This is a genomic window from Sphingomonas sp. Xoc002 (assembly GCF_050408055.1).
Lineage (GTDB): Bacteria > Pseudomonadota > Alphaproteobacteria > Sphingomonadales > Sphingomonadaceae > Sphingomonas > Sphingomonas yabuuchiae.
Window position 1 is genome coordinate 2,076,193 of sequence record NZ_CP191175.1, and the last position, 15,643, is coordinate 2,091,835.

The window sequence follows — 15,643 nt, forward strand, 5'->3', positions numbered from 1 at the left end:
GGAGCGCCGCTGATGGACAATTTCGAAGGTGCGGCGCTTGGCGTCGGGTTCGATATCGATACCGGCGGTTCGTTCGAAGCGCTGGCGCGTCTGGATACGGCTATCGACCGGGCCAGCGCGAACGCGATCGACGAGTTCAACCGGGTTGAGCGTGCGTCCGCGTCGATGCTGAACCTGAACGGGGCGCAGGCTTCGCTGCGGACCTTCGGTGCAGAGACGACGCAGGCGGCGCGTGCGGCCATCCGCGAACTGGCGTCGGTGGAAAAGTCCGGGGAGCGGCTGGTTGCCCAGATTGAACGCCAGAACGGTGCCTTTGGGAAAACCCGTGAGGAAATGCGGCTCGCCAAGGTGGAGGCCGCCGCACTGGCGGCCGAACAGCAGGGCCTGACCGAACTGGCCGGGCGGCTGCGCGCGGCCGAATCCGAATTGGCGGGCAAGGAACTGGCGGCCGCCCGGCGTGCCCGGATGGAGGCGCAGGCGTTGACCGAGGCCCGCGCCGAGGCGGAGGCCAAAGCTGCGATTGAGGCCGCACGGGAACGCGCGCGTGCCGAGGCTGCTCTAAATGCCCAGTTGATGGAGCGTTCGCGCCTGCAAGGGGCGCTGGAGCGCAATTTTGGCGTCGGCCAGCCCCGTGCCACCGATGCCGGTGCGACCTTCAGCGCATTGGCCGCCCGCGCGGCCGAGGAAGAAGCGCAGGCGCTGCGATCTGCCGAACGTGCCCACCAGATGTTCGAGGCACGGGTTAAGGCGGGTGTGACCGCGATGCGAGAGCATGAGGCGGCCGAGATAGCCGCAACGCGGGAACATGAGGCGCTGGCATCAGCGGCCGAGCGGCTGCGCGCGTCGATCGATCCGGCTTATGCCGCGCAGGCCCGGTTCAACAAGGAAATCGGGGATGCCCGCAAACTCATTTCGTCGGGCGCGATCGGGCTAGACGAATATGCGGCCAAGCTGCGGATGGAACAGGCGCTGCTGGACCGCGTAACGGGCGCGCATGAGGGCATGACCGAGGCGCAGCGCCTGACTGCCTATGAAACGCTGAACCTCACGCGCAATCTGGCTGACGTCGGCGTGACCGCCTCCATGGGCATGGACCCGTTCATGATCCTTGTGCAGCAGGGGCCGCAAATCTGGGACGTGTTCCAGCAGATTGAGGCGCGCGGGGGCAGCGCGGCCGCCTCGATGCGCCAGCTGGGGCAGGACGTGCTGAAATATGTCGTCGACGGCTTTGCCAAGATCGCGCCCTATCTGACGCCCACCAATGCACTGCTGGCGGGCACGGCTCTGGCCGCCGTCGCGGCGGTTCGTGCGCTGGGCGAATATGGCATTGCCATGCAGCGGCTGGAGGGTGTCGCGGCCGGGCTTGGCCGCACCTCCGGCCAGACGGCGCAGCAGCTGGAGGCGTTCGCCGAGGCCGCCGCATCGGCGGGCAATCGGTCGCTGTCGGCCACCCGCGATAGCGTCGCGGCCTTCGCGACGGCCGGGATCGAAAGCGGCCAGACGATCACCGCGTTGGCGGCCAATGTCGAGAAATATGCCAAGCTGACCGGGCAGGATGCCCCCGCCGCGCAAGCCGCACTCGCCGAGGCCATGTCCGATCCGGCGCGGGCGGCCGACACCTTCACGCAGCAGCTGGGGCTGCTGACCGGGGCGCAGTATGAGCATATTCGTGCATTGGCGGCGCAGGGGGATGGCGAGAAGGCCGCGTCCGAGCTGACCCGCATCCTGACCGCCGATCTGGCCGCGAATAGCCATGAGGCCACCGGGCTGGCACATTACATGGATGCGCTGGGCGATGCCGTGTCCGGCGTGGCGGTGATGTTCGGTCGCCTTGATCAGCGGATCAAGAATGCGGGGGCTTCCTATGATGCCTGGCTAAAGCGGAATGTCGGTGGCTGGGCGGTCGATCTGATCGGCACCGGCAACACCATGCCCACCGGGCCGAACGCAGCGGCCGGGCGCAATCAGGACCAGATTGCCGCGCTGAACGCATCGCAGGCGCTCAACACCTCCGGCATGAAGCAATTCAACGATTTGCTCGCCCAACAGCGCATCCTGCAAAAGGGGCTGGCGGATACGACCGGCCTGACCACCGCCCAGATTGGTGCCCTGCGCCATGACTATTCGGCCGTCACCGACACCATCAATGTCAACCGCAACGCCTCTGGCCAGTGGATCACGACGCAGGAACGCGCCCACCTGATCGCGCAGGCGCAGGCCCGTCTGGGGGCCGCGCGTAATCAGACCGACAAGGCTGCGGCGCAGCAGCAGCTGACCCGCCTTCAGCTGGGCAATCAGGTGCTGACGCAGCAGGAGCGCGAGACGCAGGCGCAGGACGCTTATGCCCGTGTCGCGGATCGCTATCACCGCAACCGGGACAACCACGCCGCGCAGCTGGCCCGCGATGCCGAGGCCGTGCAGGCGTCCATCCGCAACCTCTATTCGCTGGCGGATGCCTATGGCGTGTCGGGCTCTGCCGCGCTGATCGCCGAGGCGCGGGTGCGCGCGGAAAGCCAAGCCATCCGCCAGCGCGGCGATATCGAGGCGGCGGTAAACCGCCAGATTGAACTGGCCATTGCGCAGCGTGTCGCGGACGGCGCGAAGTCCGTCCAGTCGATGAACGATCAGTCGCGGATTCAGGCTGACGTGAATGCGGCGGTGGCCGATGGCCTGATCCCGGCGGGCCGCGCTAACGAGATGCTGCGCGACCGGATCGCGGAATTGCCCTTGCTGGCGGCTCTGGAGGCCGCACAGCAGCGCGGCCTGACCAAAGGGGCGGCCGAGGCGCAAAAGGCGCTGGACGCCCTGCACGACGCCCAGAAGCGATCGAACGCGGCTGCGGTCGGTGCGCGTTTCTTCGCGGCCGATCAGGCCGCCGATCGCCGGTTGGCGCAGCTGGAAAAGGAACGGGATCTGATCGGCGCAACGGACGCCGAGCGGATCAAGGCTTTAGCAACACTAAAGGCCACGCAGGAACTGCCGGACCATGACTTCACGGGTAGGTTCGCGGACGATTACGTCGCCAAGCAAGTCCAGATTGCGGAAAATCAGCAGCAAATCCAGCTGCTGACCAACGCCTACAACGACAGTCTGAAGCATCAGGCCGAATTGTTCGACGCGATCGCCGCGAATGTTCAGAATGCAGGGCAAGGCATGGCGGAAGCCTTTGGCGAGGCGGGCCGCGCTCTGGGCGATATGGCGTCCGTCTTTGCGGGGCACCTGTCCGATCGCCAGCGCCTGAACGACTGGCAGCACAAGGAAATGCGGGATGCCAGCCAAATCACGGTGGCCGAGGTCCGCGCCCGCAAGGAACGAGAAATTTCCGCGCTCTACGCGGCCCGGTCCAGCACGATGCAAATCGCCATGTACGGCGACCTTGCGGCTTCGGCGCGCGGGTTCTTCGACGAAGGTTCGACCGGGTATGAGGCGATGGCGGCGGCCGAAAAGGCGTTCCGCGCCGTCCAGTTCGCCCTGTCGGTGCGTGCCGTGGCGCAGGATGCCATCGAGACGGGCAGCGCCATCGCCAAGAGCGGCGCGCGGTCGGCCGCCCATGCCGTCGAGGCGGTGGCCAAGGCGATTGCAGGCCTGCCCTTCCCGCTGAACATCGCGGCCGGAGCCGCGACAGCGGCCGTGCTGGCGTCGATCGGGCTGTCCGTGGCCGGAGCATTCGGCAAGGGCGGCGGTGATCTGCCCAAGGCCAATGCGGGCACCGGCACGGTGCTGGGCGATAGCGCGGCCAAATCGGAAAGCCTGAAACGGTCGCTGGATGCGCTGAAGGAAGTCGATACCGTCACCTCCGTCTATGCGCGCGAAATGGCCACCTCGCTGCGGTCGATCGATGGCCAGATTGGCGGGTTGGCCAGTGTCGTCGTGCGGGCGGGCAACATCAATGCGTCCGGGGGCGTGGCCGAGGGGTTCAAGACGGACCTGACCGGCAAGCTGCTATCCAGTGCGGTCGACCCGCTGGGCATCCTGTCCAAAATCCCGGTGATCGGCGGGCTGTTCAGCGGCCTCAAGGGGCTGGTCGGCTCGCTGTTCGGCTCCACCACCACCGTTGTCGGCAACGGCCTGTATGGCGGCGCGCAGTCGCTGGGCAGCATCCTGTCGGGCGGGTTCGATGCGTCCTATTATTCGGACGTTGAGAAGAAAAAGCGGTTCCTGGGGATCACGACCGGCAAGTCCTATTCCACCCAATATACCGGGGCGGATGCGGGGCTGGAGAATCAGTTTACGCTGATCCTGAAGGAGTTCAACGCGGCGATCGTCGCGGCGGCCGGGCCGCTGGGCGCAGCGACCGGCGATATCCAGAACCGCCTGAACGGCTTTATCGTCGATATCGGCAAAATCGACCTGAAGGGCCTGACAGGCACGCAGGTTCAGGAAAAGCTGACCGCCGTATTCGGTGCGGCGGCCGATCGCATGGCGGATGCGGCATTCCCCGGTTTCCAGCGCTTCGCAAAGGTCGGGGAAGGCGCGTTTGAAACGCTGGTGCGGGTCGCGTCGACGGTGGAGGCCGCGACCACTGCCCTGACCGCTCTGGGCGGCGCGGCGCAGGCGCTGGGCATCGACGCGAAAATGGGGCTGGTCGGGCAGTTCGATAGTGTCAGCGCCTTCACCAGTGCCACGGACGCCTATTTTCAGGCTTATTACAGCAAGGCCGAACAGTCGGCCGCCAAGACCGCCCAGCTGGGGCGTGTGCTCGACAGCCTTGGCCTGTCGATGCCCGCCAGCCTGTCGGCCTTCCGCTCGCTGGTCGAAGCGCAGGACCTGACCACGGCGGCCGGACAGGCGACCTATGCCACGCTGCTGAAGCTGGCGCCTGCCTTTGCCGATCTGCAATCGGCCTTGGAGGGCGTGAAGAGTGCGGCGGATATCGCCAGCGAACGCGCCGATTTGGAGCGTCGCCTACTGGAGGTGCAGGGCAATACCGCTGCGATCCGGGCGCTTGATCTGGCCGAGCTGGATAGCAGCAACCGGGCGCTCCAGATGCAAATCTGGGCCATTCAGGACGCGCAGGAAGCCGCCAAGGCGGCCGATGAACTACGCAAGGCTTGGTCCGATGTGGGCGACAGCATCATGGATGAGGTCAAGCGTATCCGGGGCCTGACCGAGGCGGGCGGGGAGGCCAGTTTCGCCAGCCTGATGGGGCAGTTCAACGCCGCCAATGCGTCGGCGCGGGGCGGCGATCAGGATGCGGCCAAACTGCTGCCCAGCCTGTCGCAGTCGCTGCTGACCGCTGCGGCCAATGCCGCGACCAGTCGGCAGGAACTGGACCGGGTTCGCGCACAGACCGCCGCCCAGCTGGAAGCGACGTGGGCGGCCATTCAGGGGCGCAGCTTTACCCCCGTGACCGGCAGCGCGCTGGTCGCGGGTTCGGCCTCGCCCATGCCGGGCGTCGACACGGCGCAGGCGATGGCCCCGGCCAATGACGATCTGGTCGCCGAACTGCGCCAGCTGCGGGACGAAGTGGCGCAGCTGCGGCAGGACAATAACGCGGGCCATGCGGCGACGGCGAGCAACACCGGGGGCATCAAAAAGACGCTCGATACCGTCACCGCCGAGCATGGCGGGCAAGCGGTCAGCGTGGCGGGAGCGGCGGCATGATGGAAGTCGTAACCGCCTCCGGCGAGCAGTTCGCGCTGGGCGAGGTGGAGGCGTCGGCCACGGTCGGCATCATCGACTATAGCCGCCGCGTCACCGATGATTTCGGTGTCACGACGGTCGTGCAGCGCGGGTTCGCACGCCGCATGTCGGTTCGGCTGGCCGTGCCGTCCGATGACGCCAGCGCGTTGCAACGGCGTCTAGCCGATCTGCGCGCCACGTCCGCGCGCTGGATCGCGGATGATCGGTTCGACTGGTTGAGCCCCACCGGCTTCTACAAGGATTTCGATATCGACATGGCGGTCCCGCCCTTGTCCTATTGCACCTTGTCGGTGGAGGGGCTGGCCCAAACCGAGGCCGGGGCCGATCCGGGTGGCGATCCTGCGCCGGACGGCCACCCGTCCACGCTTCAGCTGCTCCAGCCCTACGCCGTCACTGAAGCGATCCTGACCGCCTCCAGCGTGGCGGAAGATGATGCGCCCGCTTGGGCGGCCGCGACCGGCTATACCAAGGGCGCAAAGGTGCTGCGCCAGCACCGGGTCTATGAGGCGCTTGTCGCCAATGGCGGGGCCGATCCGCTGGCGGCCGGTGGGCAATGGCTCGATACCGGCCCGTCAAAGCGCTGGGCACCATTTGACCAGGCGCTTGGCACCGTGGCGCAGGCCGATGGCCAGATGACCATGCGACTGGAAACGGCGCGCATCGAGGGCGTGGCGCTGCTCGACGTGAAGGCCGCGACGGTGCGCGTGCAGGCGGATGGCTATGACCGTACGCAGGCTGTGACCGGCGGGGCCGTCACCTTCCTTGATCTGGGCGGCAAGGGCCGGGTCACGGTGACGATCGCGGGGGCAGGCGCGGTGACGGTCGGCACGCTGCTGATCGGCCGTGTCGTGGCGCTGGGTACGACCGAGGCGTCCCCAACGGCCGGAATCACCGATTTCAGCCGCAAGACGGTCGACGACTTCGGCGAGGTAACGATTGTGAAGCGCGGCTTTGCCAAGCGCATGACCGCCAAGGCGCTGATCCGCACGGACGCGCTCGATATCGTCGCCAATCGCATCGCCACGGTGCGGGCGATGCCGTCGCTATGGATTGGACAGGATGGGCTCGACTGCCTGACCGTCTACGGCTTTTTCCGGGATTTCTCGATTGAGGTCGGGCCGGGCGTGTCCAAGCTGTCGCTGTCGATCGAAGGGTTGAGCGCGGCCGACAAGACCGCGCCGCTGGTCAGCTGGCCCGATCTGGGCGACCCTGACGGCACCAAGCCCGAAGACAACGCGACCAACGGGGCGACGGGCAACGCGCCGATCGGCGGGGTGAAGCAACCTGACGGTACCGTGCAGGGTGCGCGCCCGGCCGCCACGGTGCTTGCGGATCTCCAGCTGAACGCCCTGACGATCGCGGCCGAACAGATGCGCAATGGCACATGGCGGGCCGAACAGGATCGTATCAATACCAATGCGGACGGGCTGACGTGGCGGCAAGTCACCCAACAGCTGGGGCTGATCACCGAACTGCACCAATCCTTCATCACGGAGCAACGGACGGTCGACAGCAATGGCTATGCGAAAGCCGCCCTGTCCATTCGAGGCGACAATGCAATTGCGGGATTTGTCGGCTTTGCTGGCGGTGGTCGAAGTGGGTTCAAGATTATTTGCGATGAGTTCAGCGTGGCCGATCCTGACCCGAACGGCATCGGCGAAATCTATCCGCTGATCATCAAGGATGGCGTTGCCTATTTCGACCATATCAAGGTCCGGCAATTGGACCGCGATGTGGCAGGCACCGACAACATCCAGTCGGACGCGATCCGCCAGCATTATGGTTCGGAACTGGCGGCCAATGTGGCGCTGCCTCAGAACAGCGGACAAAAGACACGATATCTAAGCGTCGTCGTCAACAAAAAGCTGGCCGAGAGCGGGCTTCGCATCGAATCCCTCATGCGCCCTCGCCCCGGCCGCGATTACGCCTGCTATTTCCAGATTGGCCGGACCACGAACGGGCAGGACGTGGTGATGGATACGATCTGGTATTGGGTGCCTTCGGCGGTGATCAACGATGCCCGATCCGTCCGCATTCCATTCTACTTTGGCCGAACCTTCGCGGGCCTGCCCGCCGGGCAGCACACGCTCTGGATCGAAGCCGTCGCTTACGGCGGGGGCAACGACGCCGGGTTCATGGAAGTCGGCTCCAATTTCGACATTGAAGAGGTGAAACGGTGACGCTGTATCTTGTCAGCGGTGCGGACGGTGAGCCGCGCCGGAAAATCTCATGTCCTCCCGCCGAAATCGAGGCGCAGTTGGGCGAGGGCGAGACGTTCGCGGAAGTGGACCCGCTGGTCGACGGCTTTGGACTGACCACGCCTTCGGGTGACGCATGAGCGACGATCAGGCCAGTTTTGCCGAACTGGTGGCCAAGGCCGGGGCCGGGCTGGCGGCGTGGCGGCGCTCGGTCGCCGAACTGGACGCATGGCGGGCGGGGACGGCCAATGGTGGGCCGAACGGGGACGGTGCTTATCCCATGACCGGGGCGGATGATCAGGTGAAGCTGATCCCCTGCCCGGCCAAGATTGCCACGCTGATGCCCACCGGCCAGCCCGTCGACCTGATCCTGCAATGCTATGCCGATCAGGCGGTGGTGCGTGTCGGCTCGCGCCTGTCGCCAGTCCGGGTTGCCCGGCCGTTGACGATCACGGGGATACGCGCGTCGCTGGTCCTGGCTGATCAGTCCCCGGCCGAGACGGGCGGCCTGCGCATGGATGTGAAGGTCAATGGCGTGTCGATGCTGTCCGCGCCCCTGCTGATCAAGCCCAACCAGCTGTCGAGCCGGGCGGCAGGGACCGCGCAGCCGGTGATTTCGGCGCCCGCGATCCCGGACGATGCGGAAGTCTCGGTCGATGTGGTGGCCGAGGGCTTGGGCGCGCGGGGCCTGCGGGTCATGCTGGTCGGGAATTACGCATGATCATTCAAGCCCCCAAAAGCGTGTCGGCCCTCCGGCTCGACTTCGCGGGCACCGCTTACGCCGCTGGCGACAGGGCATATCCAAGCGCGGGGGCCATACCCGAGGTGCGGATATCCGGGCCGGGTGGCATCGCTCTCGCGCCGGACGGAACGCTGAAGCTGTCGCCTGCCGGACAGCCGATCGTCGCGGCGGGGGTCGGGGTGGCGCTGGAGCCGCCCGCGACCAACCTTCTGGCCATGAGTAACGCCGCGCCTACGTCCACGGCCGGATGGACCTTGCTCAGCAACCGGCCGACTGACGCCACCATAACACTGGTCGACGATCGCACGGCGATGGACGCGGCGGGCATCTTCGCGCAGTTGCTCGCGGCCGGGGTGATGAACGGCAAGGCGGTGCGGTTCTACAACCCCTCCCCCGATACCGAATTTGCCATCCCGTTTTTCGGCGCTGGCGGCGCGGCCTATGCGATCAGCGCCTATGTCCGGTGCCTGAAGGGTGGCGGCTATATCACCGTCACCGGAGGCGGCGGCCAGACGCCCATCTTTACAAATGGTGGGTGGCAGCGTGTCGGCCGGGTCCACAATGCCGGGCAACAGGCCCGGTTGGTCGTGCGGCCCCAATCGGAGGTGCTGGTGATCCTCGCGCAAGTCGAGGCCGCCCGGATTACCAGCCCCATCGTGGTGTCGGGCCAGCCCGTGACGCGGAGCGCCGCGCCCCTGATGATCGTGGGCGGGCACCTGTTTGGCCGCCCGCATACCATCGTACTGGAGGTGGAGATTGCGCGGCAGGACAATGCCGAACGGACGATGCTGCACCTGACCAATGGTGCGGGCGAAGGTTACACGCTCGCCCGGACGAACGACAACGCCCTGACCGGCACGCAGAGCGGCAGTTTCCGCCGCCCCTGTGTTCCCCGGCTGACGGGGCCGGGGCGGGTTCGCATGGCCCACCGTGTCAGCCCACGGGGTCAGACGATCGGCGCGGCGGGACTGCTCGCCCACGCGCCTTTCATGGAAGCGACCGCCGGGCTGGACCGCGTGGCGATCGGCGCGCGGGTGGACGGCACCTTGCCGATGACGGGATGGGTTCGCTCCGTCGAAATCCTGTGTGAGGTCGGGGACGACGACTTGGAGGCGATCGTGGCCGGACCGGCCGACGCCTTCCTGCCCGAGACGCGGCGCTATATCAGCCCGGCCGGGAGTGATGACAGCGACGGCCTGACGCCCGCCACCGCATGGCGGACGCTCGCCAAGGCAACGGACGTGACGCTGTTCTGGCCGGGTACGCATTTCTTTCTGGAGCGTGGCGGCGCGTGGTCCGAGACGCTGCTGCCCAGCACTCGCTGTACCTATCGACCCTATGGCTCGGGCGCAGCGCCGCAAGTCGGGATCGGCCAGACCTATGGTGTCGACGAAAATGCGGCCAATGATTTTCGCATTCAGGGCCTGCATATCACCCGTGCCAAATCGCGGGGCGTGAACTGCTATGGCGCGTCGGGCGTCATGATCGTGGATTGCGAGGTATCCGGCAACGGCTCGCAGGCCGATGACAACGCGATCGGCGTCGCGATCCGGGGCAACACCCGCCGCGCCGAGTCCAAATTGCTGTCAAAGCCTGCGGCGGTCAACGTGACCGAATATTCGACCAGTGAGGCGGCCTTGACCGGCACATTCGTCGCGCGGTGCGTCAAGGCGGGCACGGGTTCGCAAATGCAATGGCAGGTATTCCGCCCAGACGGTTCGCTCATCACCATCACGCAAAACGACGGGACAGTGATCCGGGTTTTGACAGGCGGCACCCGCTTCTCTGGCGGCGGTATCGCGCTTAATCTATCCGGGTCGGGAGCCGTCGGCGACGAGGTAAAGGTCAGGGCGAAGGCCTTCAGTGAAATCGCCCTCCCCGGCAACGCGTTGGCCGAAGACGTTTTGGTCGAGCGCTGCTATATTCATGACAATATCGGCAAGGCTGCGGGCGATGCGCTCTATATCGAGGGCGTTGGCGGCATTTGCCTTGTGATCGCCAATCTTATCCCGCCACCTAAAGGTGTTGCCGCTGACTGTATTCAGATTGGCCGAAACAATCGCTTCTATGTGGCACGCCCGGCCTACGCGATCGTTCGCGGCAACAGGGTTGCGGCCTTTACGGGCGGCGGCAAGGGCGCGATCGTTGTCCTATCGGAATCATGCCTGATCGAATGCAACCATGTTCGCGGGCACAATTTCTGCATCTCGCTCAACCCCCTAACGTTCGCCATCGTCCGGTGGAATTATTGCTATGAAGCCGATCTCTACAACTACTCTTGGGGGATCGGCGTCGGATCGGACTTCGACTGTATCGACTTGGCGATTTACGGAAACATCATCATCGGCTGCAATCGCGCCGTGACCCTGTCCGGGAATGGCACCAGCACTTTCACGCTCGATGGGCGCGTTGTCCGGTTCCAGTATCGGAGCCGCGTCGCGGTGAACGACAACGACATTCAGGATTGCCCGGTCGGCATCTTCGTCGATCGCCCGACCAGCGGGCGTTTCCAATTCAACCGCTTCAAAAACGTGCCGCTTCTGATCGAGCGCCGCACCACCGCTTTGCCGCCCGGCGAGGCTGATCTGCGCATCGGGTTCAACCGGCTGAACTGACGCCGGACCTTCAGGGAGATAATTATGGATAATCTATGCTTCGCGGCCTTGGAGGCCGTGAAATGACGGCGCTTGCCCATATCGTCAGCGTCGTCGCCATCTGGACATTGATGTTGTTCGGCGTCCGGTTCGCCGTGTCGGCCGGTCATTGGCTCGTGCCGTGCGGCGTGGCGCTATGGCATCTGGCGCGGTGCCGGGGGCCGGACAAAAGCGAGTGCCGCGCCGCGTTCCGGGCTGCGATTGTGCAACTCCATGCTGATTTGGTGTCGGCCATCAAGACGCCGTGGAGCGCGACCCTGCTCTTTGGCGGGTCCGTGCTGATCGGTCTGGGCTATTTCTTCGGATCGGCGGGGGATGCGGCGCGGCTGGTATCCGCCCAGCCTGACCACTGGATCGCGTTCGATGTGGCCACGGACTGCATCGCGTCCGTCTTAGCCGTGACGGGCATGAGTTTCGTGCTGGCGGCCTTTTCCTGCCATCGGACCGCCAGCTTTCTGGTCAGCGGCGTCCTGATCCTGACCGGCCTGGGGATAGGAGTATCAACGCTGTGAAGGACTGGCAGTTCTACGCACTGGCGGCCTTTGCGGTCGCGTCGGGGCAAGTGCTGAAGATCGGCCGTAAGCTGGAGGCGGGCCGCGCCGTGACATGGCGCGATATCATGGTTCTGTGCTCGATCCTGCCCGCGTTCGGCGCGATCGGCGGGGCCATGGCCGTCCATTTTAACATGCCGGTGTGGTCCGTGCTGTTCGCGGGCACCTGCGCCGGTTGGACGGGCATCGGGACCATGCGCGTGATGCTGGCGGCGCTGCCGTACATCCTGCCCGAGGGGCTGGCGAAGCTGTTCCGCCCGATGATCACGGACAAGGATCAAACCGGGGCCTGATCCCCCCCCCACCAACCAAGGACATGGATAGATGACAAAACCAGCGGGGCCACGGCCCGCGCGGGCTACGCTCGCGCGTGCCGCAAAAGGGGGCAGTGTCGCGGCGATCGTCGCCGCGATGATCGGCGGGGTGATCACCCTTGAGGGCGGTTATGTGAACCACCCGGCCGATCCGGGCGGCGAGACGAACAAGGGCATCACCAAGCGGGTTGCGGTGGCGCATGGCTATACCGGCCCGATGCGGACGCTGCCCGACAGCGTGGCGCATAGCATCTATTACGCCGATTATCTGGTGAAGCCGGGCTATGCCCCGCTGATCCCGATCGATGCGGCCGTGACGGAAGAACTGTTCGATACCACGGTCAACATGGGCGCGGATCGGCCGGGGCGCTGGTTCCAAACCGGGATCAACGCGACGTGTGGCACGCGGCTGGCGGTGGACGGCAAGGTAGGGGCCGCGACGATCGCCGCCTATCAGGCGTGCCAGACGCAATACGGCGCGGTCCGGTTGTGCGTCACGATGCTGGGCCTGCTCGATGGGCAGCAGCGGGCAGAATATGACCGCTTGGTCGCGGCCAATTCCCGCCTGAAGGTTTTCCATGTCGGCTGGATCGCGAAGCGGATCGGCAACGTCGATCGCCGCAAATGCGATCCGGCGGCATGATCCGGCTTGCGGCGCTGGGGCGCTTCTGGCCGCTGATCCCCATTCTGTTGCTTGCCGTGTGGGGCTGGCGCGTTGACCAGCTGCGCGCGGTCCACCTGCTCGATTTGACCAAGGAACGCGGCGATCGGCGCGCCGAGGTCGCGGAAGCCAAGCGGGATGCCGCGTCGGCCGAGGCCGCCCATGCTGACCGGATTGCGACGGCGACCGAGCGGTACGCGGCCGCCATGGCCGATCGCCAACCCATCATCCTCCACTCGAAAGATACGGTGACACGCTATGCGCAAACTGATGCTGGCCGTGTCGTGTGTCGCGGCCCTGACCGGGTGCGCGACCTCGACGCGCTGGACGCCGCCCTATTCACGCCATCGCGATCCGCCGACGGCGGCCTTGGAACCGTGCGTTCCGACGCCGCAACATCGCCAGCCGGACGGTAGCGCCACGGCGGCCGATGATGACGCCACGATCCGGGACGGCCGGGTCGATCTGGCGGCCTGTGACGACAAGCGCCGTCTGTTGCTGGGCAGCTGGCCGCGCAACCCCACTCCACGAAAGGACTGACCTATGAAAAGCATCCTGCGCGCGGGTTTGATCGCGCTCGCCTGCCTACCGGCCGATGCCGTAGCCCAGACCAGCTACCCCAAAATCATATCTCCATCGACCATCGTGCCGCCCGCTGGAGCGGCATTCACCGATTCGTCGGGCGAAACCCGGATTGCCTCCCCTACCTCGCCGCTGCCCGTTACTGCGGTCCTGCCGCAAATCACCGCGACCAGCCGGAGCGGCCTTTTTGGCACGACGGCTGCGCAGCTGATGCCCGCGAATCCTTCGCGACGTTTCATCCAGGTGCAGGTTCAGAACAGCGCCACCTGCTACATCAGCGGCCTTTCCACCGCGACGGCCGATCAGAACAGCCTGTTGCTGCCCGGCGGGGGGCAGCTGTTCGAAAGCAGCACGCACGTCACGACTGGCGCGATTTCCATCATTTGCACGGCGGCTTCGACCCCCGTTTATGCAAGGGAGGGCTGACGCATGGGCTTCAAATTCAACGTGGGCGGTAGTGGTCCGGGCCTGTCGGCCAGCAAGTCCACCTATTATACCTCCATCGCGCAAGGGGCGCTCATTGCGTCCCTGACCGATCCTTTCGGTTCGGGTGCGACTTACGCGGTTGTGGGCAGCACCCCCTCTACTTTGGCGCTGGCATCGGGCGGCCGGATCGTCGCGGGGGCGGGTGCGCATGCCGATGGGCAGGCGTCCACGATCATCATCCGGGCGACCAAGGGCGCGCGGGCGGTGGAAGAACCGTTGATCTTCACCGCCATCCCGATCCCGCGCGCGGCGTCCTATCCCAAGGCGGGCGATCTGGTCTTTGGTTTGTCGCCGTACCGCACGGTCGGCAACGGTTCGACCACGCTGGCCTATGCCCCGGCAAGCGGTTTCCTGAACGAGGTGGCCGACAATTTCATGCCCGCCCAGCCTGCCGGGTGGCGGCCGGTCTATTTCAATTTCGGCCTGAACAGTGCCGACAGCGCAGGCCCGACCGCGCTGGAAACCTCGCCGGGCAATAGCAACACCCTCGACTGTTCCGTGACCTTTACGGCCGCCAATGGCGGCGGGACGCGGGTGGCGGGGACGTTCGGCGGTGCGGCCTCGTTCGTCATGCCTGATGGTGGTTTCGCGATAGAGGACGCCCGCCCGGCCTTTGCCGGTGGCTTCCACCGGGTCAGCCTGACCACCCCATCGGGCGGCAAGCGCCCGACCGGCTGGAATGCGGATGCGGCCTTTGGCGAATATCGACGGCGCGGCGGGACCTATGCGTCGAGCAATGCGGCCGGCGGACAAATCTCCGGCAGCGCGCCCGACAGCAATCGGGGATACAAGCCGCACGGCGTGCTGATCCCGTTCAACGGCTCGACGCCCTCCGTCCTGTTGATCGGCGATTCGATCACGCAACAGAACGACCTGCGGTTCGATGCGCGCCAGCTGGTCGGCGGGATCGTGAAGGCGCTGGGCGATCCGTCCGGGCCGGGATCGTTCGGGGTGGCGAATTTCGGCCACCACGGCGCGGCGATGGAAGACTTGATGGACGTGACGCCGGGCAGCAACCGCTTCAGCCTGCGCTACGCCATGCTGGCCGCCGCGCGGGATATGAATGGCGGTCGGTGGCCGTTCACCCATATCTGGTCGCAGGGTCTGCGGAACGACTTCTCCGGCATGGTGTCCGCCGCGACGCCGGAGGATGCGCTCGTTCTTCTCAAGGCACGAGCGCAGGCATGGTGGGATTTTCTCGCCAAGACCTTCCCCGGTATCCCGATCATCCAGTCGACGATATCGGCCCGCGTCACGAACGACAGCGCGACCAATTACACGTTGGTCGATGGTCAGCAGCCTCGCCCGGCCACGGCGGGCATCGCGCTGGAGGCGTTCAATACGTGGCTTGTCCAGACCACTCCTGCCCCGCTGGCGATGGCCGTGGATCTTCAGGATGGGCAACGCGAATTGCGAAGCGACCCGAACTTTACCGGCCAATCTCCGGTCTGGGCGCGGTTGGCCTTTGTGAAGGCCGGGGGCGGCAAGCTGGCCACGGCATTGGCGGCCGGGACGGCCGTCTCGACCATCAAAATCACCGCCAGCACGGCCCCGGCGGTGGGCAGCGCCTGCTATTTCGAGCCGGGCACGTCGTCCGTCGAGATGAAGGGTAATATCTCAACCGTTACCGACAATGGCGATGGCACGTTTACGCTGGGACTAGCCTCAAACGTTACACCCAGTTATCCTCATGCGGTAGGAACTGTATTCATGACAGCACCAACCACCGACGGCACACATCCTGAAAGCGTTGTGCATGATATTTGGGCTGCGACCATTCGATCGCTAAAACCTCTAATCGCTAATATTTAG

The 15,643-nt window shown here is 65.7% G+C and carries 11 protein-coding genes; all 11 read left to right on the plus strand.

The window, feature by feature from the left end:
• The first annotated feature begins 12 nt into the window (after positions 1-12).
• The 11 genes from ACQR50_RS09280 to ACQR50_RS09330 all read left to right on the plus strand — a co-directional run bounded on the left by ACQR50_RS09280 (position 13) and on the right by ACQR50_RS09330 (position 15,643).
• On the plus strand, positions 13-5,604 hold the full coding sequence (locus ACQR50_RS09280) for a phage tail length tape measure family protein (protein ID WP_428968085.1): 5,592 nt from the start codon (positions 13-15) through the stop codon (positions 5,602-5,604).
• Positions 5,601-7,823 (plus strand): hypothetical protein, encoded by a 2,223-nt coding sequence (locus tag ACQR50_RS09285; RefSeq protein WP_428968086.1) that lies wholly within the window; start codon positions 5,601-5,603, stop codon positions 7,821-7,823. The genes ACQR50_RS09280 and ACQR50_RS09285 overlap by 4 nt, the downstream gene beginning before the upstream one ends.
• The gene (locus tag ACQR50_RS09290) at positions 7,820-7,981 is read left to right on the plus strand and encodes a hypothetical protein (RefSeq protein WP_156361233.1); all 162 of its coding nucleotides are present in this window, start codon (positions 7,820-7,822) and stop codon (positions 7,979-7,981) included. The genes ACQR50_RS09285 and ACQR50_RS09290 overlap by 4 nt, the downstream gene beginning before the upstream one ends.
• Entirely contained in the window at positions 7,978-8,562 is a 585-nt protein-coding gene (locus tag ACQR50_RS09295; protein ID WP_428968087.1) for a hypothetical protein, read from the plus strand. The genes ACQR50_RS09290 and ACQR50_RS09295 overlap by 4 nt, the downstream gene beginning before the upstream one ends.
• Positions 8,559-11,198 carry a hypothetical protein gene (locus ACQR50_RS09300; RefSeq protein ID WP_428968088.1) on the plus strand — a complete coding sequence of 880 codons (2,640 nt, stop codon included), beginning with the start codon at positions 8,559-8,561 and terminating at the stop codon, positions 11,196-11,198. Before ACQR50_RS09295 ends, ACQR50_RS09300 begins: the two co-directional genes overlap by 4 nt.
• Positions 11,199-11,260: 62 nt before the next feature.
• A complete protein-coding gene (locus ACQR50_RS09305; protein ID WP_428968089.1) occupies positions 11,261-11,749 on the plus strand; it encodes a hypothetical protein in 489 nt (162 codons plus the stop codon).
• Positions 11,746-12,081, plus strand: coding sequence for a hypothetical protein (locus ACQR50_RS09310; RefSeq protein ID WP_428968090.1), 336 nt, complete (start codon positions 11,746-11,748; stop codon positions 12,079-12,081). The genes ACQR50_RS09305 and ACQR50_RS09310 overlap by 4 nt, the downstream gene beginning before the upstream one ends.
• A 31-nt stretch (positions 12,082-12,112) precedes the next feature.
• On the plus strand, positions 12,113-12,745 hold the full coding sequence (locus ACQR50_RS09315) for a glycoside hydrolase family 108 protein (protein WP_428968091.1): 633 nt from the start codon (positions 12,113-12,115) through the stop codon (positions 12,743-12,745).
• Positions 12,742-13,179 (plus strand): hypothetical protein, encoded by a 438-nt coding sequence (locus ACQR50_RS09320; protein WP_428968092.1) that lies wholly within the window; start codon positions 12,742-12,744, stop codon positions 13,177-13,179. Before ACQR50_RS09315 ends, ACQR50_RS09320 begins: the two co-directional genes overlap by 4 nt.
• A 127-nt stretch (positions 13,180-13,306) precedes the next feature.
• A complete protein-coding gene (locus tag ACQR50_RS09325; protein ID WP_428968093.1) occupies positions 13,307-13,771 on the plus strand; it encodes a hypothetical protein in 465 nt (154 codons plus the stop codon).
• A 3-nt stretch (positions 13,772-13,774) separates the two neighbouring features.
• Positions 13,775-15,643, plus strand: a complete 1,869-nt coding sequence (locus ACQR50_RS09330) for a hypothetical protein (RefSeq protein ID WP_428968094.1) — start codon at positions 13,775-13,777, stop codon at positions 15,641-15,643.